Source organism: Curtobacterium sp. MCBD17_023, from assembly GCF_003224415.1.
Classification (GTDB): Bacteria; Actinomycetota; Actinomycetes; order Actinomycetales; family Microbacteriaceae; genus Curtobacterium.
In genome coordinates this window covers 233,867-255,629 of record NZ_QKLJ01000003.1, presented here as the reverse complement: position 1 = coordinate 255,629, position 21,763 = coordinate 233,867, and the positions used below count along the sequence as shown (strand labels likewise).

The 21,763-nt window shown below is 72.5% G+C and carries 20 protein-coding genes and 1 tRNA gene; 16 read left to right on the top strand and 5 right to left on the bottom strand.

Going from position 1 to position 21,763, the window contains the following annotated elements; genetic code table 11:
- Window position 1: 1 nt before the first annotated feature.
- The 3 genes from DEI84_RS05950 to ccsB are packed head-to-tail and all read left to right on the top strand — an operon-like array spanning window position 2 to window position 3,493.
- Window positions 2-748: a cytochrome c biogenesis CcdA family protein gene (locus DEI84_RS05950; RefSeq protein WP_110824648.1), complete on the top strand. Its 747-nt coding sequence runs from the start codon at window positions 2-4 to the stop codon at window positions 746-748.
- Window positions 732-2,504 carry a cytochrome c biogenesis protein ResB gene (locus tag DEI84_RS05945; RefSeq protein ID WP_110890039.1) on the top strand — a complete coding sequence of 591 codons (1,773 nt, stop codon included), beginning with the start codon at window positions 732-734 and terminating at the stop codon, window positions 2,502-2,504. The genes DEI84_RS05950 and DEI84_RS05945 overlap by 17 nt, the downstream gene beginning before the upstream one ends.
- Window positions 2,505-2,551: 47 nt before the next feature.
- Window positions 2,552-3,493, top strand: coding sequence for a c-type cytochrome biogenesis protein CcsB (gene ccsB / locus DEI84_RS05940; protein ID WP_110824841.1), 942 nt, complete (start codon window positions 2,552-2,554; stop codon window positions 3,491-3,493).
- A 90-nt stretch (window positions 3,494-3,583) separates the two neighbouring features.
- On the opposite strand, the gene DEI84_RS05935 is transcribed toward ccsB, so the two are convergent.
- Window positions 3,584-4,552: an o-succinylbenzoate synthase gene (locus tag DEI84_RS05935; protein WP_258371717.1), complete on the bottom strand. Its 969-nt coding sequence runs from the start codon at window positions 4,550-4,552 to the stop codon at window positions 3,584-3,586.
- Window positions 4,553-4,796: 244 nt separating this feature from the next.
- Between DEI84_RS05935 and DEI84_RS05930 the strand changes: the two genes are divergently transcribed.
- From DEI84_RS05930 to DEI84_RS05915, 4 genes are all read left to right on the top strand, one after another.
- Entirely contained in the window at window positions 4,797-5,168 is a 372-nt protein-coding gene (locus DEI84_RS05930) for a hypothetical protein (protein ID WP_110824646.1), read from the top strand.
- A gap of 59 nt (window positions 5,169-5,227) precedes the next feature.
- Window positions 5,228-6,157, top strand: coding sequence for a 1,4-dihydroxy-2-naphthoyl-CoA synthase (locus DEI84_RS05925; RefSeq protein ID WP_110890038.1), 930 nt, complete (start codon window positions 5,228-5,230; stop codon window positions 6,155-6,157).
- Window positions 6,157-7,293: an AMP-binding protein gene (locus DEI84_RS05920; RefSeq protein ID WP_110890037.1), complete on the top strand. Its 1,137-nt coding sequence runs from the start codon at window positions 6,157-6,159 to the stop codon at window positions 7,291-7,293. Before DEI84_RS05925 ends, DEI84_RS05920 begins: the two co-directional genes overlap by 1 nt.
- Window positions 7,294-7,378: 85 nt before the next feature.
- Entirely contained in the window at window positions 7,379-8,374 is a 996-nt protein-coding gene (locus DEI84_RS05915) for a 1,4-dihydroxy-2-naphthoate polyprenyltransferase (protein ID WP_258371705.1), read from the top strand.
- Window positions 8,375-8,396: 22 nt separating this feature from the next.
- On the opposite strand, the gene DEI84_RS05910 is transcribed toward DEI84_RS05915, so the two are convergent.
- Window positions 8,397-8,708, bottom strand: coding sequence for a DUF4229 domain-containing protein (locus DEI84_RS05910; RefSeq protein ID WP_110890036.1), 312 nt, complete (start codon window positions 8,706-8,708; stop codon window positions 8,397-8,399).
- 81 nt (window positions 8,709-8,789) lie between these two features.
- Here DEI84_RS05910 and DEI84_RS05905 point away from each other — a divergent pair, with 81 nt between their 5' ends.
- Together DEI84_RS05905 and menD are read left to right on the top strand one after the other, a co-directional pair.
- Window positions 8,790-9,161, top strand: coding sequence for a PLDc N-terminal domain-containing protein (locus DEI84_RS05905; protein ID WP_110824642.1), 372 nt, complete (start codon window positions 8,790-8,792; stop codon window positions 9,159-9,161).
- A complete protein-coding gene (gene menD, locus DEI84_RS05900) occupies window positions 9,076-10,926 on the top strand; it encodes a 2-succinyl-5-enolpyruvyl-6-hydroxy-3-cyclohexene-1-carboxylic-acid synthase (protein WP_110890035.1) in 1,851 nt (616 codons plus the stop codon). Before DEI84_RS05905 ends, menD begins: the two co-directional genes overlap by 86 nt.
- Window positions 10,927-10,999: 73 nt before the next feature.
- Here menD and DEI84_RS05895 read toward each other — a convergent pair whose 3' ends face one another.
- Window positions 11,000-12,259, bottom strand: coding sequence for an isochorismate synthase MenF (locus tag DEI84_RS05895; RefSeq protein WP_110890034.1), 1,260 nt, complete (start codon window positions 12,257-12,259; stop codon window positions 11,000-11,002).
- Window positions 12,260-12,407: 148 nt separating this feature from the next.
- Between DEI84_RS05895 and DEI84_RS05890 the strand changes: the two genes are divergently transcribed.
- Genes DEI84_RS05890 through DEI84_RS05875 form a run of 4 tightly spaced genes read left to right on the top strand, consistent with a single transcriptional unit; the run spans window position 12,408 to window position 16,909 of the window.
- Window positions 12,408-13,202: a demethylmenaquinone methyltransferase gene (locus DEI84_RS05890; protein WP_110824639.1), complete on the top strand. Its 795-nt coding sequence runs from the start codon at window positions 12,408-12,410 to the stop codon at window positions 13,200-13,202.
- Between the two features lie 48 nt (window positions 13,203-13,250).
- Entirely contained in the window at window positions 13,251-14,327 is a 1,077-nt protein-coding gene (locus tag DEI84_RS05885; RefSeq protein WP_110890033.1) for a polyprenyl synthetase family protein, read from the top strand.
- Between the two features lie 57 nt (window positions 14,328-14,384).
- Window positions 14,385-15,761 carry an FAD-dependent oxidoreductase gene (locus DEI84_RS05880; protein WP_110890032.1) on the top strand — a complete coding sequence of 459 codons (1,377 nt, stop codon included), beginning with the start codon at window positions 14,385-14,387 and terminating at the stop codon, window positions 15,759-15,761.
- A 2-nt stretch (window positions 15,762-15,763) separates the two neighbouring features.
- Window positions 15,764-16,909, top strand: coding sequence for a heparan-alpha-glucosaminide N-acetyltransferase domain-containing protein (locus tag DEI84_RS05875; RefSeq protein WP_181420363.1), 1,146 nt, complete (start codon window positions 15,764-15,766; stop codon window positions 16,907-16,909).
- Here DEI84_RS05875 and cls read toward each other — a convergent pair.
- Window positions 16,890-18,350 carry a cardiolipin synthase gene (gene cls / locus DEI84_RS05870; RefSeq protein ID WP_110890030.1) on the bottom strand — a complete coding sequence of 487 codons (1,461 nt, stop codon included), beginning with the start codon at window positions 18,348-18,350 and terminating at the stop codon, window positions 16,890-16,892. The two genes, DEI84_RS05875 and cls, sit on opposite strands and share 20 nt — an antisense overlap.
- A 28-nt stretch (window positions 18,351-18,378) precedes the next feature.
- Complete coding sequence (locus DEI84_RS05865) at window positions 18,379-18,867, bottom strand: YajQ family cyclic di-GMP-binding protein (RefSeq protein ID WP_110890029.1); 489 nt, start codon at window positions 18,865-18,867, stop codon at window positions 18,379-18,381.
- Between the two features lie 244 nt (window positions 18,868-19,111).
- On the opposite strand from DEI84_RS05865, the gene DEI84_RS05860 reads away from it, so the two are divergent.
- The 3 genes from DEI84_RS05860 to DEI84_RS05850 all read left to right on the top strand — a co-directional run bounded on the left by DEI84_RS05860 (window position 19,112) and on the right by DEI84_RS05850 (window position 21,692).
- A tRNA-Tyr gene (locus tag DEI84_RS05860) sits at window positions 19,112-19,194 on the top strand.
- Between the two features lie 206 nt (window positions 19,195-19,400).
- Entirely contained in the window at window positions 19,401-20,234 is an 834-nt protein-coding gene (locus tag DEI84_RS05855) for an inositol monophosphatase family protein (protein WP_110890028.1), read from the top strand.
- 144 nt (window positions 20,235-20,378) lie between these two features.
- Entirely contained in the window at window positions 20,379-21,692 is a 1,314-nt protein-coding gene (locus DEI84_RS05850; protein WP_110890027.1) for a M23 family metallopeptidase, read from the top strand.
- Window positions 21,693-21,763 lie beyond the last annotated feature (71 nt).

Genomic DNA, 21,763 nt, shown 5'->3' with positions numbered 1-21,763 from the left:
GGTGTCCAGCGGCAACCCCTTCGCCGACGCGATCTTCAGCGGGCAGCTCCTCGTCGGGCTGCCCGTGGCGGCGCTCGCCGGGCTCGTCTCGTTCCTGTCGCCGTGCGTGCTGCCCCTCGTGCCGGGCTACCTCGGGTACGTGGGCGGGATCGCCGACGGCTCGCGGCACTCGCGCGGCCGCGTGCTCCTCGGCGTGCTCCTGTTCGTGCTCGGCTTCACCGTCGTCTTCGTCCTGGGGTCCGCCGCGGCGGGCGCGGTCGGCTTCTGGCTCGTGCGCTGGCGGGACCTCATCGTGCAGCTCATGGGCATCGTCGTGATCGCGATGGGCCTGGTCTTCATCGGACGGTTCACGTTCCTGCAGCGGACCGTCAAGTCGTCCTTCACCCCGCGCACCGGGCTGCTCGGCGCCCCGCTGCTCGGCATCGTGTTCGCGCTCGGGTGGACGCCCTGCATCGGCCCGACCCTGGCGGCGATCAACCTCATCAGCTTCCAGTCCGGCAGCGCCTGGCAGGGCGTCGTGCTCGGCATCGCGTACTGCATCGGACTCGGCGTCCCGTTCCTGCTCGTCGCACTCGGCGCCGGATGGGCCTCGGGCGCGATCGGCGTCGTCAAGCGGCACATGCGCACCGTCAACATCATCGGAGGAGCGATCCTGATCGTCATCGGTCTGCTCATGGTCACCGGCATCTGGTCGGCCGTCATGTCGAGCGTCGGGGCGGTGATCCAGAGCTTTGTCCCCGCGGTCTGAGCGCAACGAGGACGACCTGGTCGACGAGGCCGGGACCGGTGCCGACCGCACGTCGGACCCCCAGCGACCGTCCGACCACGTCGACGGGACCCCGGCCGCGTCGAGCGCCCGGGACGACGGGATCGCGCAGCCGAAGCTCGGTGTCGTCGGGTACCTCCGCTTCGCCTGGCGTCAGCTGACGAGCATGCGCACGGCGCTCTTCCTGCTCATGCTGCTCGCCCTCGCGGCCATCCCGGGGTCGCTCGTGCCGCAGCGGCAGGCGGACCCGAACGGCGTCGTGCAGTACGAGAACGACCACCCGACGCTCTTCCCGGTGCTCGACAAGCTGCAGGTGTTCGACACCTACACGTCCGTCTGGTTCTCGGCGATCTACCTGCTGCTCTTCGTCTCGCTCATCGGCTGCATCGTGCCGCGCACCCGCCACCACTGGCAGGCGCTGCGGACACGGCCCCCGAAGACGCCGGCGCGACTCGGTCGGCTCGCCGGCTTCCGCACCGTCGCGGTGACCCCCGAGACGGTCCGTGCCACCGCGACCGGTGCCGGCGCGGAGGGCGTGGCCGCGACCGCCGGGGCGGACGCCGCCCCGGGCCTCCCGTCCGTCGACCACGCCGTGACGTCCGCGATGGCGCAGCTGAAGCGCTCCGGCTACCGCGTCGAGCGGTTCGGGGACTCCGTCAGCGCCGAGCGCGGGTACCTCCGCGAGACCGGCAACCTGGTGTTCCACGCGGCCCTCGTGGGTGTGCTCCTGGCCGTCGGCCTCGGTGGCGGGTTCAGCTACACCGGCCAGCGACTGCTCGTCGAGGGGCAGACCTTCACGAACGTCCTCGGCTCGTACGACTCGTTCAACCCCGGCCGCTGGTTCTCGCAGTCGGACCTGCAGGGCTACAACCTGACGCTCGACGACTTCGAGACGAAGTACGAGGAGACCAACCTCGACGCGCTCGGGCAGGCGACCGACTACTCCGCGACCGTGACCGGCCGGACCCGGGACGGCGCGGAGAAGACGAGCCGACTCGGCGTGAACGAGCCGCTCGCGATCGGCGGGACGAACGTGTACCTGCTCGGCAACGGCTACGCGATGCAGGTAACGGTGCGGGACGGCGAGGGCGACGTGGCGTTCCAGGACGTCGTGCCCTTCCTGCCCGAGGACGCGAACTACACCTCGACCGGCGTCATCAAGGTCCCGGACGCGTCACCGGACCAGCTCGGCATGATCGGGTTCTTCTACCCGACCGCGGTGAAGCAGAGCACCGGTGCCTTCGCGTCGGCGTACCCGGACACCGAGAACCCGATGCTGTCGCTGCAGGTCTACACGGGCGACCTCGGCCTGGACGACGGTGTCCCGCAGAGCGTCTACCAGCTCTCGACGAAGGGGCTGACGCAGATCGCGGGCCGGCAGGCGGACACCCCGAGCATCTCGATGAAGCCCGGCGAGACGAAGCAGCTCCCGGACGGCGCCGGGTCGATCACCTTCGACGGCGTGAAGCGCTACGTGTCCCTCGACGTGCACCACGACCCGTCGCAGCTCTGGGTCGCCGCCTTCGCGATCCTCTCCGTGCTCGGCCTGCTCACCTCGCTGTTCGTCCCGCGCCGACGCGTGTGGGTCAAGGCCGTGCGGCGGACGGGTGCGGAGCACGGGGAGTTCGACCTCGAGTACGCGGGTCTGGCCCGCGGTGAGGACCCGAACCTCGAGCGGGCGGTGGCGGACATCGCCCAGCGGCACATGTCGGACCTCGGAGTTAGGATCGCCCAGTGAACACGACAACCCTCGCCACCTACTCGGTGGTCCTGACGTACTCCGCGATGGCGGTCTACGTCATCGCGTTCATCTCGTTCGCGCTCGACATGGCCAAGCGCGCCGGAGACGTCGGCGCGGCCGGCTCGGCGACCGGAACCGCCTCGCGTGACGGGGCAGCGGCCACGGTGGCGACCGTGCAGGGCGGCACCGTCGTCCTGGAGCGCGTCGAGCAGCAGAGCCCGGGCGGCGGTCAGCGCGGATCCCGGTTCGAACGGGTCGGCATGGCCATGACGGTGCTCGCCCTCGTGGTGCACGTCGGCGCGATCGTCCTCCGGGGCATCGCGGCCGAGCGGGTGCCGTGGGGCAACATGTTCGAGTTCTCGCTCACGGGCACGGGGCTCATCATCCTGGTGTTCCTGCTCGTGCAGTTCTGGCAGGACCTCAAGTTCCTCGGTGTGTTCATCACCGGCCTGACGATCATCCTGCTCGGCATCGCGACGGTGAACTACTACGTGCCCGTCGTGCCGCTGCAGCCCGCGCTGCAGTCGTACTGGCTCGTCATCCACGTCTTCGTCGCCATCGCCGGCACCGGGTTCTTCGCCCTCGGCGCGGGACTCGCGGTCGCGCAGCTCGTCCAGACGTACCGCCTGGGACGTCCGGAGTCGCGGAAGCTGCGCTTCATGGCGACGCTGCCCGACGCGGACCGCCTCGAGGTCCTCAGCTACCGCGTGATCCTGGTCGGCTTCGTGCTCTGGACCTTCACGCTCATCGCCGGCGCGATCTGGGCCGAGCGCGCCTGGGGCCGGTACTGGGGGTGGGACACCAAGGAGGTCTGGACCTTCATCATCTGGGTGCTCTACGCCGGGTACATCCACGCCCGCGCGACCCGTGGGTGGCGTGGTGCGCGCTCGTCGTGGCTGGCGCTCATCGGCTTCGCGGCCGTGATGTTCAACTTCTCGGTGGTCAACGTCTTCTTCAAGGGGCTGCACAGCTACTCCGGGCTCTGACACCGGCGCGTCGACGACGCGGCTCCGGACGGACGGGAGGCCCGACACCAGCTGGTGTCGGGCCTCCCGTCCGTCGTGTGGGCGGCGTGGTCACCGCGCGGTCAGGAGCGCGTGCACCCGACGCAGTCGCGCCTCCCACCACGCGGTGCGGTCGGGAGCCGCAGCCCAGCGTTCGAGCAGGGCGGTGTCCGCCTCGACCCGGCGCACGGCGATCCGCCCGTCGACGGGCACCAGCGGGTCGGCGGTCACGTCGCCCGTGAGCATCACGCCCGTGCCGAGTCCGGCGGCGTAGCCGGGGGCCATCGCAGCGGCGGCGAGGAACGCGCCCATCCCGAGCCCGACGGAGGTGTCGAGCGCGCTGGAGACCACGCAGGGCAGGCCGGCCTCGGCGATCACCGCGCGTGCCGCGGTGACGCCGCCGAGTGGCTGCGCCTTGACCACGAGGACGTCGGCGGCTCCGGCCCGGGCCACGGCCAGCGGGTCCGCGGCCTTGCGGACGCTCTCGTCGGCCGCGATCAGGACACCGAGGCCCGCCACGCGCGACCGGAGGGCGGCGAGGTCCGCGACCGAGGCGACCGGCTGCTCGGCGTACTGCAGGCGGAACGGAGCGAGCCGTTCCAGGGCGCGGGTCGCGTCGTCGAGCGACCAGAGCCCGTTCGCGTCGACGCGGACGGCGGCGTCCTCGCCCATCGCGCGGCGGACGGCGGCGACCCGGGCGACGTCGTCCTCGATGCCCGTCCCGGGCTCGGCGACCTTCACCTTCGCGGTGGTGCACCCGGGGTAGCGCCGGAGCAGGTCGGGGACGTCCGCCGCGGCGATCGCGGGCACCGTCGCGTTGACCGGGACCGAGTCGGCCGCCGGTCGGTGCGGCGTCCACCCGAAGTCGATGGTGGCGCGGAGCCACGCGGCGGCCTCGGCGTCGTCGTACTCGACGAAGGGGGAGAACTCGGTCCACCCCTCGGGGCCGCGGAGGACGAGTGCCTCGCGCACGGTGATGCCGCGGAAGCGGACCCGCATCGGCAGGGCGACGACCCTGGCGGTCGCGAGCAGGTCGTCCAGGTCGGGGACGGCGGCCGTGGACGACGGCGGTGCGCCGTGGTCGGACGGTGATGACGGAGTGGTCGGCGGGGTCACATCGGGCACGCGGCCATCCTCGCAGCACGCTCCATGGGTCCTCCCGGCTGTTCCGAGGGGACCGCCAGGGCAGCGCACTACCATCGCTCCGGTCGACCACCGGTCGGCCGGGTCGGCACCGTCCACGGAGCTGACCGTGGAGCGACAGGTGGATCGACGAGGAGGCTCGGTGGCGACCGACGAGTTCGCGCGGCTCATGCGCCAGGGCACCGTCGACGTCCGCCGTCAACCTGCCGACCGCCGTCGCCGCAACCCCGTCATCGGGAAGATCGCGCTCGGCCTGGCCGTCGTCGCCGCGGCGGTGGACGCGAGCGCCTTCGCCGTCTTCATGGGCGGGGACACCACGTTCGCGTTCGGCATCTGCTTCGTGGTCGTCTTCCTCACCCTGGTCGCGGCGGTCCTCGGGTTCATCTCGGCCGTCGGGTCGTTCGGCCGCTGGTACGGGGTCGTCGGGGTCGTGCTCGCCTTCTTCGCGAACCCGGTGATCCTCATCGTGCTCGTCGTCATCGTCGCGCCGGAGATGCTCGCCGGCATGCAGTAGGAGCGGTCCGACCGGGCGGGAGCGGACCTGGCCACCGGGGCCCGCGGTAGGTTCGGGACATGCCCTCTGCCGTCTCCGACCTGTTCGACCCCGACGTCTGGACCGCTGCTCCGATCGCCGAGCGGTTCACCGACATCACGTACCACAAGCACGTCTCCGGCGGCATCGTCCGGGTGGCGTTCGACCGCCCCGAGGTACGGAACGCCTTCCGCCCGCGTACGGTCGACGAGCTCCACCGGGCACTGGACGACGCCCGCCAGGACCCCCGCGTCGGCGTGGTCCTGCTCACCGGCAACGGGCCGAGCCCGAAGGACGGCGGATGGGCGTTCTGCTCCGGCGGCGACCAGCGCATCCGGGGCCGGAGCGGCTACCAGTACGTGGGCGACGAGGGCGCACCGCCGGAGGGCGTCGACCCCGCTGCCGCCCAGGCGTCGATGGGACGGCTGCACATCCTCGAGGTGCAGCGCCTCATCCGGATGATGCCGAAGGTCGTCATCGCGGTCGTCCCCGGATGGGCGGCGGGCGGCGGGCACTCGCTGCACGCGGTTTGCGACCTCACCATCGCGAGCGCGGAGCACGGGAAGTTCAAGCAGACCGACGCCGACGTCGGCTCCTTCGACGGTGGCTACGGCAGCGCCTACTACGCGAAGCAGATCGGCCAGAAGCTCGCGCGTGAGGTCTTCTTCCTGGCCGAGGAGTACTCCGCCCAGCGTGCCTACGAGATGGGCGCCGTGAACAAGGTCGTGCCGCACGAGGACCTGGAGCGCGAGGCCATCCGCTGGGGTGAGACGATCCTGGGCAAGTCGCCGACCGCGATCCGGATGCTCAAGTACGCCTTCAACGCGGTGGACGACGGCATGGTCGGTCAGCAGGTCTTCGCCGGCGAGGCCACGCGGTTGGCGTACGGCACGGACGAGGCCGTCGAGGGCCGCGACTCCTTCCTCGAGAAGCGCTCGCCCGACTGGACAGCGTTCCCCTGGCACTACTGATGCCGCGTCCGCTGGTCGCGACGAGCGCGGCCGACCCGCTGGTCGTGCTCCGCGGACTGGAGGCCGCCCTGACCGGCGGCCCCGCACTGCTCCCCGTCGCGGTGGACGGTCCGCCGTTGCCGACGCGCGCGCCGACCCACGTCCCGCAGGGGGTCGCCCTGGTCGTCGAGACGAGCGGCTCCACCGGGACGGGCAAGCGCGTGGCGCTGTCGTCGGCGGCGCTGCTCGCCGGTGCCGCCGCCGCGGACGCAGCCCTCGGCGGTCCGGGCAGCTGGGTGCTCGCCCTGCCGACCCACTACATCGCGGGCCTCAACGTGCTGACCCGGTCGATCGTCGCGGGCACGACCCCGGTCGTCGTCCCGCCCGGGCACTTCGACGCCGGGGCGTTCGCCGACGCAGCGGACCGGCTCGAGGTCGGCCCGGCAGGCCCGCGTCGGTACACCTCGCTCGTGCCCGTCCAGCTCGCGCGCGTGCTCGACGACCCCCGGGCCACCGCGGCCCTGGCGCGGTTCGACGCGGTGCTGGTCGGCGGGCAGGCGACCCCCGCCGCACTGGCCGACCGGGCGCGCGGTGCCGGTGTCCGCGTCGTGACGACGTACGGCGCGAGCGAGACGAGCGGGGGCTGCGTCTACGACGGCGTCCCCTTCGACACCGTCCACGCCGAAGTGCTCGACGGCGAGCTGCAGCTGACCGGACCGATGCTCGCCGAGGGGTACCTCGGTGACGACGAGCGGACGGCGGCCGTCTTCACCGAGCGTGACGGCCGCCGCTGGTACCGCACCGGCGACGCCGCGACGATCGAGGACGGACGCGTCCGGGTGTCCGGTCGACTGGACGACGTGGTCGTCTCCGGCGGGGAGAAGGTCCCGCTCGGCGCGGTGGAGCGGGTCGTGCGCGAGCTGCCGGGCCAGGACGGCGCGGTCGTGACGCGCCGGGCGTCGGGGGAGTGGGGCGAGGTGCCGGTCGTGGTGACGGAGCGGGCCGTGCCGCTCGAGGTCGTCCGGGCCCGCGTCGGCGACGCACTCGGCCGTGCCGCACGTCCCGCCGCGGTGCTCGTCGTGGACCGCATGCCGATGCTCCCGTCGGGCAAGCCCGACCGACGAGCCGTCCGCGCGCTGGCCGACCCGGACGCCTGAGCAGCTCGCGCTCCTGACCCGCCGGGTCGTCCCACCGGTGGTGGTCGTGCGACGGACGCACCACGCGCGGATACGATGGGCGGTCGTGGCAGGAGCGAAGAAGACGACACGTCCCAAGGGCAGGTCCGGCAACCCGGCGAAGGCGGCAGCGCCGCAGCGGAACACCCGCCGCGCGACCGCGAGCGACTGGATCGGCGGAGCACGGCTGCGGACCCTGACGCTCGGCGTCGTCCCGGTGGTCCTCGGAACCGGGGTGGCCTACGTCGACAGCCGGGTCCCCGGTGACTTCGGGTCCTTCCTGTCGGCGGACGCACGCGTCGCCATCGCGCTGCTCGCCCTCGCCGTGGCGCTGTTCCTGCAGATCGGCGTCAACTACAGCAACGACTACTCAGACGGGGTCCGCGGCACGGACGAGTTCCGGGTCGGTCCGGCCCGGCTCACCGGATCGGGGCTCGCCCGACCGCGGACGGTCCTGACGGTGGCGCTGACGTTCTTCGGTCTCGCGGCGGTCGCCGGCCTCGTCATCGTGCTGCTCACCCAGCTGTGGTGGCTGCTCTTCGTCGGAGCAGCAGCCATCGTCGCCGCCTGGTTCTACACCGGTGGGAAGAAGCCCTACGGGTACAACGCGCTCGGCGAGGTCTTCGTCTTCGTGTTCTTCGGGCTGGTCGCGGTGCTCGGCACCCAGTTCGTGCTCATCCGTCAGGTCACCCTGAGCGGCTGGGCCGCAGCGGTCGCCGCGGGCCTGTTCGCGTGCGCCGTCCTCATGGTGAACAACATCCGTGACATCGACGAGGACACCGCGGCGGGCAAGCGCACCCTGGCGGTCGTGGTCGGTCGGCCGGTCGCCCGCGTGCTGTTCGCGCTCTTCCTGATGCTGCCGTACGTCGTGCTCGTCTGGTTCGTGTTGCTGTACTTCCGGAGCGGGTACACGTACTTCTCGCTCCTGCTCGCGCTGCCGGCGCTGGCGATCGGCGTGTCCTCGCGCAAGCCCCGGGAACTCATCACGGCGTTGCAGCTGTCGTCGTTCTCGGCGCTGGCGTTCGGTGTCGTGCTCGCCGCGACGCTCGCCGTCCAGCCGTAGCGGACGGACGCTTGCGCTGCCGCTACTGCTTCGCGGTGTCGGTGCCGCCCGTGCCGGTGTGGCCAGCCTCATGGGCGGGATCGGAGTCGGCGGCGTCGACGAAGTCGTCCTCGAAGTCGCTGTCGGCGTCGCGCTCCGGGCGGGCCCGGCGCTGGGCGATCGACGAGGTCACGGCGCTCCGGAGTCCGGGCAGCGCGATGTACGACACGAGCAGGCCGATCAGGGCTGCGCCGATCGCCGCCCAGTACCAGGGCAGGCCGACCAGCAGCAGCAGGAGGAGCGCCGCCGCGAAGATGCCGAGCCGGGCGAGGGTGTAGACGAGCCACGCTTTCACCCTGCAAGTGTACGGACGCACGGCTCGGCGTCGCCGTGACGGTCGGAGGGCGGTCACAGGCTGTCGACCTAGACTCCGGAGATGGTCAGACTGTGGCTCGTCATCGTCGTCGCCGCCGTGGCGTTCACGGTGTTCGCGCTCATCGACTGCGCCACCATGCCCCGGTCCCGCGTGCGGTCGCTGCGGAAGGGCATCTGGATCCTGCTCGTCCTCGTGCTCCCGGTCGTCGGCGGCGTGCTGTGGTTCCTGCTCGGCCGAACGCCGGCACGCGGGCAGCGCGGTGGCGGGGGCGGCGGTGCCGGGTACCGTGGTCCCGAAGACGACCCGGACTTCCTCGGGGGCACGACGCCTCCCGGGCTGCTGAGCGATGACAAGGACCAGGACGACGCGACCCTCCGATCCCTCGAAGAACAGTTCCACGACGGCGACGACGACGGCCGCCCCGATCGCTGACGGACCGTCCGCCGACGGACCGTCCGCCGACGGCAGCGTCGCGTCCGGCAGCCCCGCGACCGACTTCGCACTCGCGTTCCTGCAGGAGCTCGCGCGGGCCGGCGTGACCGATGTCGTCGTGAGTCCCGGTTCCCGTTCGCAGGCCCTGGCACTCGCGGCCGTCGCCCTCGAGCGCGCGGGCGGCATCAGCGTTCACGTGCGGCTCGACGAGCGGACGGCCGGGTTCTTCGCGCTCGGTCTCGCGGTCGAGTCCGGTCGACCCGCTGCGGTCGTCACGACCTCGGGCACCGCGGTCGCGAACCTGCACCCTGCCGTGCTCGAGGCACACCACTCCGGCGTGCCGATGATCGTCGTCTCGGCCGACCGGCCCGCCGAACTCCGCGGGATCGGCAGCAACCAGACCACCGTGCAGCCGGGCATGTTCGGGTCGGCCGTCGACTTCGTCCGGGACGTCCAGGCGCCGAGCACCCACGGGGTGGACGACGACGTGCGCGCCACCGTCCGGGCCCTGGTCCGGGAGGCCGTGGCCGCTGCCGCCGGTCACGCAGGGCAGCCCGGCCCGGTCCAGCTCGACCTCGCGTTCCGCGAACCGCTCTCCGCCGGACTCGACGGCGTCGAGGGCGTCCCGGACGACGAGGTCGACCGCGAGTACGCGCTCCGCCGCACGGCCGCAGCGCTGCCGGCGGCGGAACTCGCCCCCGACGACGAGCCGGCCACGGTCGTGATCGCCGGGCACGACGCCGGCGTCGACGCCGAGCGCATCGCGTGGGAGCTCGGAGCGCCACTGCTCGCCGAGGTCTCCAGCGGGGCGCGCTTCGGACGCAACGCCGTCGCGGCCTACCGGGACCTCCTCCGGGACGAGTCCTTCGGCGGTCGTGTGCGCCGGGCCGTCGTGCTCGGGCACCCGACGCTGAGCCGCGAGGTGCCGGCGCTGCTGCAGCGCGCGGACGTCGAGACGATCGTGGTCCGCGGAGCCGGTGCCGACGTGTACGACCCGGCACGGGCCTCCCGGCCGTCGGCGTCCACGCAGGTCGTCTCGGACGTCCGCGTGACCGGACCGACCGGCCCCGCGCACCGCGCCTGGGTCGGACGCTGGGTGGCGGCGAGCCGGTCGCTGCTCGGCGGCGGCGACGCCGGACCGGACCTCGACGCGAAGCGGTCCGCGGACCGCGCCGAACGGAACCGCTTCCTCAAGGACGAGGTCGCGCTGCGCCGTCGTCCGGTGGACCGGGCCATGCTCGCCGCGGCCGTGTGGGGCGTGACGTGGCCGCACGACCGACTGGTCTTCGGGGCGTCCCAGATCATCCGCGAGGCCGACATGACCGTCCCGGGCAAGAAGATCCGGGTGCACGCGAACCGGGGTCTGGCGGGCATCGACGGGACGATCTCGACGGCGCTCGGCATCGCGACCGCGCTCGAGGCCGCGGCCGGCACGGTCGGCACGACCCGCGTCGTCGTCGGGGACCTCACGTTCCTGCACGACCTCGGGGGTCTCGTCACCGGGACCGAGGAACACCGCCCTCGGCTCCAGGTCGTCGTCGGGAACGACGGCGGCGGCGCGATCTTCCGCGGACTCGAGGTCGCCGCGACCACGGCACCCGAGGACATGCGGCGGATGATGACGACGCCGCAGCACGTCGACCTCGAGCGCGTCGTGACCGGGCTCGGGTGGGAGTACCGGCGCGCGGCGACGTGGGGGGACCTGGAGCGCGTGCTGACCGACCCCGCCGGACGTGTGGTCATCGAGGTGCCGCTGGCAGACTGACGGGGTCCGGGGGGCGCCGTTCCTGAGGCCAGCCAGCCCGGCGGCCCCGACGCCCGGCCGGTCGTCCCGGCGCTCAGGCCAGGGCGTCCGTGATCGGTCGGAACTTCAGCCGCGTCTCCGCCACCTCGCGCGCCGGGTCCGAACCGGCGACGATCCCGGCACCGGCCCAGGCACGGACGGTCCCGTCGTCCTCGATCTGCGCGCTCCGCAGGGCGAGCATCCACTCACCGTCACCGGAGGCCCCGAGCCAGCCGACGGGACCGGCGTACCGACCGCGGTCCACGCCCTCGAGCTCGGCGACCAGGCGGACGGCGACGTCGGTCGGGGTGCCCGCGACGGCGGCGGTCGGGTGCAGCGCGTCGGCCACGTCGAGCGCGGTGACCCCGGCGGGCAGCACGGCCTCGACGTCGCTGGCGAGGTGCCACAGGTTCGGCAGCTGCAGCCGGAACGGTTGCGGATCGACGCGGAGGTCGGCAGCGATCGGACGCAGCGAGGCGACGAGGCTCGAGATCGCGAAGGCGTGCTCCTGCAGGTCCTTCACGCTGGCGGCGAGCGTCTCCGCGGCCACGCGGTCGCTCTCCGCGTCGGCACCGCGGGCAGCGCTGCCGGCGAGCACCCGTGCGGTCAGCGTCCGGCCCTCGGTCCGGGCGAGCGTCTCGGGGGTGGCGCCGACGAGCCCGTCGACCGCGAAGGTGACGCAGGACGGGTACGCGGCCGCCAGGTCGAGCAGGACCGCGCGGCGGTCGGCGCCGGGCGGCAGCGTCCCGACCAGGTCCCGCGCCAACACGACCTTCTGCGCGCGGCCGTCCGCGATGGCGCCGACCGCGGCGGCGACCGAGGCGGCGTACGCGTCCTCGTCCACCGCACCCGGGCGGAGCGGCACCGAGACGTGCGGGCCGACGCGGGGGACCGGGACCGACGTGCTCGAGAACGGCAGGGGTGCGGGCGAGTCCGTCGTGTCGATCGCGGTGATCCACGCGCGACCCCGCCGACGGCCGACCACGACACGCGGCACGATGAGCACGCTCGTCGCGTCGGAGTCATCCGCGAAGGCGAACGTCCCGAACGCCACCAGTCCGCTGCCCCGCATGCGCACCGGGTCGTCGACGGTGGCGGCGGCGGTGACGTCGCGCCAGACGGCGGACGCCTCGCGCATCCGACCCGGGCCGGAGAACTCGAACCGGAGCGCCTCGCCGATGCCGACGATCCCGTCCCCGTTCCGCACGAAGGCCAGCGGGTGTTCGGCGAGGGTGTGGCGGAGCACGGCGCCCGGGTCGTCGAGGATCCGGGTCGAGACCGTGAGCGGCTGCACCGCTGTGGCGGGACGGGTCACGCACCGATGCTACGCGCCGACCCGCACGGCGGCCGCCGGGTCCCGGGGCGGGTGTGCACACCGCCGCGCCCGTGCGGGACGCGCCCGGAGTGCTCCACTCCTGCACGGCTGCCGGGAAGCGCCGGGTCGCGGGCTCTAGGATGACCGGGTGAGCAGAGCGGACATGCACAAGCGGCCGGACGAAGTGGCGGCCATGTTCGACGACGTCGCGGCGAAGTACGACCTGACCAACGACATCCTGTCGGCCGGCAACGCCCCGCTGTGGCGCGTCGCGACGGTCAAGGCCGTCGACCCCCAGCCGGGTGAGCGCGTGCTCGACCTCGCGGCGGGGACGGGCACGAGCTCGGCTGCCCTCGCCAAGAAGGGTGCCGAGGTCACGGCACTCGACCTGTCGTCCGGCATGATCGCGGTCGGTCGTGAGCGCCACCCCGAGATCACCTTCGTGGAGGGCGACGCGGAGCACCTGCCGTTCGAGGACGAGTCCTTCGACGCGGTCACGATCTCGTTCGGGCTGCGCAACGTCAACGACCCGATGCAGGCACTCACCGAGATGCTCCGCGTCCTCAAGCCCGGTGGCCGGCTCGTCATCTGCGAGTTCTCGACGCCGCCGTTCGCCGCACTCCGGTTCGGCTACAACACGTACCTCAAGCGCGTGCTGCCGGGCATCGCCAAGCTCTCCAGCAGCAACCCGGCCGCGTACCGCTACCTGGCCGAGTCGATCGAGGCATGGCCCGAGCAGCAGGTCCTCAGCCAGTGGCTCCGCGGCGTCGGCTTCACGATGGTGGCGCACCGCAACCTGACCGCCGGTATCGTCGCGCTGCACCGCGGCCGGAAGCCCGTCGCCGGCAGCGTCCGCGAGTCGGCTGCCCGTCGTGCGAAGGCGCGTCGGGACCACCAGCCGACGGGCGAGCAGCCCCGCGTCGAGCCCGAGGCCCAGGCCTAGGCCCCGCGGCCCAGGTCCCCACCGCCACCTGCGAGTACGGAGCAGCAGTTGAACCCGAGTGTCCCGGTCGCACGACGCGCGCCGAGTCTCCGAGCCTCCCTGGGCATCGGGGAGCGGCTGTTCGCCACCCCCGCGGACCGGCGCTTCATCGCCGCGGTCGACGACGGTCTCGAGCTCGTCGAGCAGGGGCTCGAGGACGCAATGCGCTCCGCCGACACGCTGGCGGACACGACCAGCCGCTACCTGCTCTCCGCCGGCGGCAAGCGCATCCGCCCGACCCTGACGCTCCTCATCGCCCAGCTCGGCGACGGCGTGACCGACCACGTCGTGAAGGCCGCGGTGAGCGTGGAGATGACCCACCTGGCGTCGCTCTACCACGACGACGTCATGGACGAGGCGCCGGTGCGCCGCGGTGTCCCGGCCGCCCACGTCACGTACGGCAACAACATCGCGATCCTGACGGGCGACCTGCTCTTCGCCCGCGCCTCGCTCATCACGGCGGACCTCGGGCCGGAGGGCATCCGCATGCAGGCGGAGACCTTCCAGCGCCTCTGCATGGGGCAGCTGCACGAGACGACGGGCCCGCAGCCCGACGACGACCCGGTCGAGCACTACATCCAGGTCCTCAGCGACAAGACCGGCTCGCTCATCGCCACCGCAGCCCGGGCCGGCGTGATGTTCTCCGGGGCGGACCGCTCGCTGCTCGACGCCGTCGGCACGTTCGGGGAGAAGGTCGGCGTCGCGTTCCAGCTCGTCGACGACGTCATCGACCTCGCCCCGGCGAAGGACAAGACCGGCAAGATCGCCGGCAACGACCTCCGCGCCGGTGTCGACACGCTGCCGCTGCTCCAGCTCCGCCGTCGCGCCTCGGCCGACCCGGGCGCAGCGGCGCTGCTCGCGCGCATCGAGCGCGACGTGCGGGACGCCCCCGACGACGCCGTCCACTCGGAGGCGTACCAGAGCGCGGTCGCCGAACTCCACGACCACGAGGCGACCCGGGCCACCCGGGCCCTCGCCGCCGGTTGGGCCGACGAGGCGGTGGCCGCACTGGCCCCGCTGCCGGACGGCACGGTGAAACGAGCCCTCACCCGGTTCGCGGAGACGGTCGTCGACCGCAGCCGCTGACCCGCGGCGGCGGTCCTCGGCCGCGTCCGCTGACCTGAACGAACTGGAGACCGATCAGTGCCCACCCTCCGACTCGCCATCGTCGGCGCCGGTCCGGCCGGCATCTACGCCGCGGACATCCTCCTGCGGGAGGCACGTGGCTTCGACGTCTCGATCGACCTCTTCGAGCAACTCCCGGCCCCGTACGGGCTGGTCCGGTACGGCGTCGCGCCCGACCACCCGCGCATCAAGGGCATCGTCAACGCGCTCCGCGACGTGCTCGACCGGGGTGACATCCGGATCTTCGGCAATGTGCGGTTCGGTCAGGACATCACCCTCGACGACCTGAAGCGGCACTACAACGCGGTCGTCTTCTCGACCGGCGCCATCAAGGACGCCGACCTCGACATCCCGGGCATCGACCTGGACGGGTCGTACGGAGCCGCGGACTTCGTCAGCTGGTTCGACGGGCACCCCGACGTCCCGCGCACCTGGCCGCTCACGGCGGAGAGCGTCGCGGTGATCGGCAACGGCAACGTGGCCCTCGACGTCTCCCGCATCCTCGCCAAGCACGCCGAGGACCTGCTGCCCACCGAGATCCCGGCGAACGTGTACGAGGGGCTGCGCTCCTCGCCGGTCACGGACGTGCACGTGTTCGGTCGCCGTGGACCCGCGCAGGTGAAGTTCACGCCGCTGGAGCTCCGCGAGCTCGGCGAACTCCGCGACGTCGACATGGTCGTGTACGACGAGGACTTCGACCACGACGAGGCCTCGAAGCTCGCGATCCAGACGAACAAGCAGGTCACCGTCATCGACCGTGTCCTGCAGCAGTGGCGGAAGCGCGAGGTCGGCACGGCCAGCCGCCGCCTGCACCTGCACTTCTACGCGAAGCCACTCGAACTGCTCGGTGACGAGGACGGGAAGGTCCGCGCCATCCGCTACGAGCGCACCCGTCCGGACGGGCAGGGCGGCGTCGAGGGCACGGGGGAGGTCCGGGAGCTGCCGATCCAGGCGCTGTACCGCGCCGTCGGGTACGTCGGTTCGCCGCTGCCCGGCGTCCCGTTCGACGAGCGCTACGGCGTCATCCCGAACCACGAGGGTCAGGTGCTCGACGCCGACGCCACCCCGATCCCGGGCGTCTACGCGACCGGCTGGATCAAGCGTGGTCCGGTCGGCCTCATCGGCCACACGAAGTCCGACGCGATGGAGACCGTGCAGCACATCGTCACCGACCAGGGCAGCTGGTGGACGCCGGAGGACCCGTCCGAGGAGGCCGTCCCGGCGCTCCTCCGCGAACGCGGCGTCGACTTCACCGACCTGGACGGATGGCACGCGCTCGACGAGCACGAGATCGCGCTCGGCGAGGCGGAGGGCCGCGCACGCGTCAAGGTCGTGCCGCGGGACGAGATGATCGACGTCTCGCTCCGCCGCAGCCGCGCCGGGTCCCAGGGCTGACCATGACCGGAACGCGCCCGGCACCCCACACCGGGGTGCCGGGCGCGCCGTCGTCCGGGCGCCTGGTGGGTGTCGACGTCGCCCGTGCGGTCGCACTGCTCGGCATGATGGCGGCGCACGTCGGCGACGTGACCGAGCAGGTCGACTGGGCCGACCCGGCGAGCTGGGGCGCCGTGGTGAACGGGCGCTCGGCGGCGCTGTTCGCCGTCCTCGCCGGGGTGTCGATCGGACTCGTCAGCGGCCGGGAGGCGCCTCCCGGCCCGCCGACGATCGGACGCATCCGGGCACGCCTGGCGCTCCGGGCCGTGGTCGTGGTCGCCGTCGGGCTGCTGCTCATGACGCTCGGCACGCCGGTCTACGTGGTCCTGCCGACGTACGGCGCGCTGTTCCTGCTCGCGCTGCCCGTGCTCCGCTGGCGGCCGTGGGCGTTGTTCGTGCTCGCCGCGGCGTGTGTGCTCGCGTCCGCACCGGTCGTGATCGCGGTCCTGCCCGTGTACGCGGATGCCGGGATGGCCGGGGTGCAGCTCGGACTCGTCTACCCGGTGGTCACGTTCGCCGCGTACGTGTTCGTCGGCCTCGCCGTCGCGCGCACCCGCTCACGAGCGGACGGGACCGACACGGTGCGACAGGTCGTGCTCCTCCTGTCGGCCGCCGGGGTCGCCGCTGCCGCGTACGTCGTCGGTGCGGTGGCCGCGCCCGTGCCCGCGGACACCACCGGTGCGTTCCCGGGGGTGCCCTTCGTGCCGGCTGGCTCGGACACCGGGCAGGCGGTCGCGCAGGTGTTCCTGTCCCCGCGGGACCACTCGTCCTCGATCGTCGACGTCGTCGGCACGGCCGCGGTCGCCGTCGCCGTGATCGCCCTGTGCCGCCTCGTGTTCGACGGACACGGTCCGGTCCTCGCGCGGGTCGCGTTCCCGCTGGCCGCCGTCGGGTCGATGCCGCTCAGCGTCTACGCGCTGCACCTCGTCGTCATCGCGGCGTGGCCGGACCTGCCGCACGGGCCGACGACCTGGTGGGCGTTCACCGTCGGGGCCGTGCTGTTCGCGATGGCCTGGCGGACCTTCCTCGGCCGCGGACCGCTCGAACGGCTGACCGCGGCCGTCGCGTCGGTGGTGCCCCTCCGCCCCGCTACTGCAGCGCTGCGGTGAGCCGCGCGATGTTGTCGAACACCCGCGACCGGCGGGGCCGCGCGAGCCACTCGTCGAGCGTGAGCTCGCGGCTCGCGGCTCGGTAGTCGTCCTGCACCCCGCGCAGGGCCTGGACGAACGTGCGGCCACGCACCATGACGGAGATCTCGAGGTTCAGCGTGAAGGAGCGCATGTCCATGTTGCTCGACCCGATCACGGCGACGTCGTCGTCGATCGTGAAGTGCTTCGCGTGCAGCACCGTCGGCGCGCGGTACAGCCAGATCCGCACGCCCGCTCGCAGCAGCCCCTCGTAGTAGGAGCGCTGGGCGTGCCAGGTCATGGCGTGGTCGCCGATCTCCCCGACGAACAGCTCGACCTGCACCCCGCGCTGGGCCGTCGTCGTGATGGCGTACAGCATCGAGTCGTCCGGCACGAAGTACGGGGACGTGATCGTCACCCGCTCCTGCGCCGAGTACAGCAGCGCGTTGAAGAGGCGGAGGTTGTTCTCGCCGTCGAACCCGGGACCGGACGGGACGACCTGGCAGTCGAGGGCGTCCGCGCGATCGGCACGGTGCACGGGATCGCTCTCCCGCAGCAGGAGTTCGTCGGTCTCGCTGTACCAGTCCGTGACGAACAGCGCGTTGATGCCTGCGACGACCGGACCCTCGAAGCGGGCGAACAGGTCGCGCCAGCGCAGGCCACGGTCGATGTTCGCCTTGAGGTCGTACGACCGGTCGATGAGGTTCTGGGACCCCGTGAACGCCACCGAACCGTCGACGACCAGGATCTTGCGGTGGTTGCGGAGGTCGGGACGCTGGAACTTCCCCTGCAGCGGCTGCAGCGGCAGCATGAGGTTCCACTCGATGCCGGCCGCGTCGAGGAACGCGAGCGTCTCCTTGAAGTGCGGGTAGCTCTTGCTCGCCCAGTGGTCCATGAGGAACCGGACGGTCACGCCGCGAGCCCGCGCCCGCGCCAGGGACTCGAAGAACGGCCGCGTGGTGGGGTCGAGCGAGGCGATGTAGAACTCGACGTGCACGAACCGTCGCGCGTCGTCCACGGCGGTGGTCATCTCGGCGAACGCGTCGTCGTAGTGCGGGTACAGCTCGGCCTGGTTGCCACCGACCAGCGGCATCGCTCCGAGCTGACGGTTCAGGCGGGTGATGCTCTCGAGCCACGCCGGCCACAGGTGGTCGCGGCGGACGCGCTCGATGCCCTCGGTCTGCTCGAGGATGTAGCGGTTGATCTCGGTCTGCTTCTCCCGACGGGAGCGGGGCAGCTTCGTCGACCCGAGGACGAGGAACAGGATGAACCCGATGTACGGGATCAGGAAGATGGCGAGCAGCCAGCCGGTCGCGGTCTGCGGCTTGCGGTCGATCGGGACGTAGATGAGCGAGAACGCCCGGATCGCCAGGTCCAACAGGATGAGGACGACGACGAGTGCGACGACGAGCCAGTGCTCCACGGTGTCGGGTGCGGGGAGGGGCGGGCGGTCAGCGGAAGTTGATGAACTGGAGCGGCACGTCGAACTCTTCGCCCTTGAGCAGCTGGATCGTCTGCTGGAGGTCGTCGCGGCTCTTCGAGGACACGCGGAGCTCGTCGCCCTGCACCTGGCTCTTCACGCTCTTCGGCGCTTCTGCCCGGATGAAGGCGCCGATCTTCTTGGCGACGTCCTGCTCGATGCCGTTCTTGAACGACACGTCGATGCGGAACTCCTTGCCGGACGGGTACGGGTCACCCGCGTCGAGGCTCTTCAGGCTGATGCCGCGCTTGATCGCCTTCGTCTGGAGCACGTCGAGGACGGCCAGGGCACGCTCCTCGGTCGAGGCCTTGATGAGCACGTCCTCGCCGCTGAACGCGACCGATGCACCGACTCCCTTGAAGTCGTAGCGTTGCTCGATCTCCTTCGCCGCCTGGTTGAGGGCGTTCTCCGCCTCCATCTTGTCGACCTTGCTGACCACGTCGAAGGAGCTGTCTGCCATGCCCGACAGCCTATCCGGCAGCAGGACGCCGCGTTCCTCCGGGCCGCACGGCTGTGGAGGACGCCGGTCCGGTCCGCGACCGGTGGCGTGGTGGCCCGGCACACCCCCGGACGGGCCGCCTGGAGGCCCGGTCCGCCCCCGCCTCGCGGCTGCGGCGGCGACCGTGGTCGCGAGCACCGCCGGACATCGGCTATGCTCTTCACCGCGCCTTCGGTCGGTGACGACACGGGCCGGGTGCGCACATGGCGAGTTACCCAAGCGGCCAAAGGGATCTGACTGTAAATCAGCCGGCGTATGCCTCCGGGGGTTCGAATCCCTCACTCGCCACCGTCCAGCAGGAAGCTGGGAGCACGGCCCCGTCTCCGGACGGGGCCGTTCGTGTTCCCGCCCCCGATCGTGATCCCGGTGCCATCCGTGTCCCCGCGGCTCTCCTCGATCGCGGTCCGTCCGCGTTCCGATGCGGTCCGTGTCCCGGTGCGGTCCGTGTCCCGGGCACGGCTGGTCCGCGGGCGGCCTGGGGCAGGATCGAGGGCATGACAGACGCCCAGATCGTCACCGACGCCCCTGACACCCTCGCCGACCTGGCCGAGTCGATCGCCCGCGAGGCCGCCGCGCTCGCCGTGCGTCGACGCGCGGAAGGCGTCGAGGTCGCCGACCGCAAGTCGAGCATCGCCGACGTCGTCACCGCCGCCGACCGGGAGGTCGAGACCCTCATCCGGCGACGCATCGCCGAGGCCCGGCCCGACGACGCCTTCCTCGGCGAGGAGTCCGGGGCCGCCGCCGGTGCGTCCGGCCTCACCTGGGTGGTCGACCCGATCGACGGCACGGTCAACTACCTGTACGGCAGCCCGGCCTACGCGGTGAGCATCGCGGTCGTGCGCGGTGTCCCCGACCCGGCACTGTGGGAACCGGTCGCCGGGGTCGTCATCGCGCCCGCGACCGGGCAGGTGTACCGCGCGGTGGCCGACGGCGAAGCGACCCTCGACGGGCGGCCCCTCGCGGTCGCCGCCCCGGCGTCCCTGGCGGAGACCCTCGTCGCGACCGGCTTCGGCTACACCGCCGACCGGCGGTGGGAGCAGGCCGCGGTCCTCGCCGGGCTCATCACCGAGGTGCGGGACGTGCGCCGCGGGGGAGCGGCCGCGCTCGACTGCTGCGCGGTCGGGGCCGGGACGGTCGACGCCTACTACGAGCGGGGCATCAACCCGTGGGACATGGCGGCCGGCTCGATCGTCGCCGCTGCCGCGGGGGCCGTCGTCCGGACGTGGGAGGCCGGCGACACGCGGTCCTTCCTGTTCGCCGCGCCGAGCATCGCGGAGGACCTCGTCACCCTCGTCCGCACGCTCGAGGAGGACGTCCTCGGGGACTGAGCGACGCCACCCGCTCTGGGGGTCCTGCACGGACGACCACACGACTGGCGGGGAGCACCGACCTTTGCTAGCGTTCTGGAGTCCCGTTACCTGCTCGTTACCGACGAGCGCCCGTGCCTCGAACTCAGGATCGCTACCGAACACATGCTCGACTCCTCGCAGACGCCCACGACCATCGACCGCGACGCCTCCCAGGCGACGCCGTCCGTGCACCTGACGAGACGAGCTCGGATCGAAGCCGAACGCGCTGCCGCCAAGCCGAGCCGTCGTCGGAACGATGCTGTCCGTCCCGCAGCGACCGCGTCGAACGGATCGACCTCGCAGGACTCCGGTCCGGTGACCCCGCCGGCTCCCTCGTCCCCGGTGCTCCCCGCCTCGAGTGCGGCACCCCGCACCCCGCCGGCGCCGGCGTCCCCGGTGGTCGCTCCGCTGGCGGAGGCCGCCCCGGTGTCCCGTCGTGCCGCCACGGCTCCGCTCGGTGCCGTGTCCGACCGCCCGACGTCCTCGGAGCGGTCCGCCGCCCGGGAGCGCGGCGTCGGCGCGCAGCGTTCCTCCGGAGCGAAGCGTGCCGGACGTCCCGTCGGACCGAAGCGCGCCGCGAGCACGACGGCGCCTGCAGCGGTTCGGACGACGCCCGCCGCCGGTGCCCGCGTCGACCGGGCCACCCGGCACATCGCCCGCTCCACCGCGGCGACCCCGCGTCCGGGCCACGGCGCCTCGTTCCGCCGGACGGCCTCGGGCGTCACGGTCGTCGGTGCGCTCCTGTTCACCGCGGGGCTCGTCGTGTCGACCTCGCTCCCCGCGCAGGCGCTCTACGTGCCGCAGCCCGGCGCCGCGACCGTCCGTGCCTCCGTGCAGGAGGTCCAGTCACTCTCCGTCGGCGACGCCGTCGAGGGCTCGGTCGACCGCGACGCCTACACGGTCTCGCAGGTGCAGCGCGTCGTCCGCCCGAAGTCCGGCGTTGCCACGAGCGGGGTCGCCGGCGCAGCGGGGGTGGCCACCGCTCCCGGCACGAGCGTCGCCGGGGACACGTCGGGCGCCATCCGCTGGCCGTTCCCGACGGCCGTGCCGATCTCCTCCGGCTTCGGCGGTCGCCAGGTCGCCGGTTGCTCGTTCTGCTCGACCTTCCACCAGGGTGTCGACTTCGCTCCCGGGGCCGGCACGCCGATCGGCGTCGTCGCGGACGGCACCGTCATCAAGGTCCAGGCGAACGACGGTGCGTTCGGCAACGACGTGTGGGTCGAGCACGACGTCGCTGGCAAGAAGTTCGTCAGCGTCTACGGACACATGCTCGACAACTCGTTCGAGGTCGTCCAGGGCCAGCAGGTGAAGGTCGGGGACATCCTCGGTCTCGTCGGCAGCACGGGCAACTCGACGGGCCCGCACCTGCACCTCGAGATCCGCATCGACGGCGTCCCCGTGGACCCGCTGGCGTGGCTCGAGGCCAACGCGGAGTAGTCCGCACGGACGCCGTCCGCACGCACGACGTGCACGCGGTCGGTGTCCACGAGGACGGCGCGCCCGGGCGT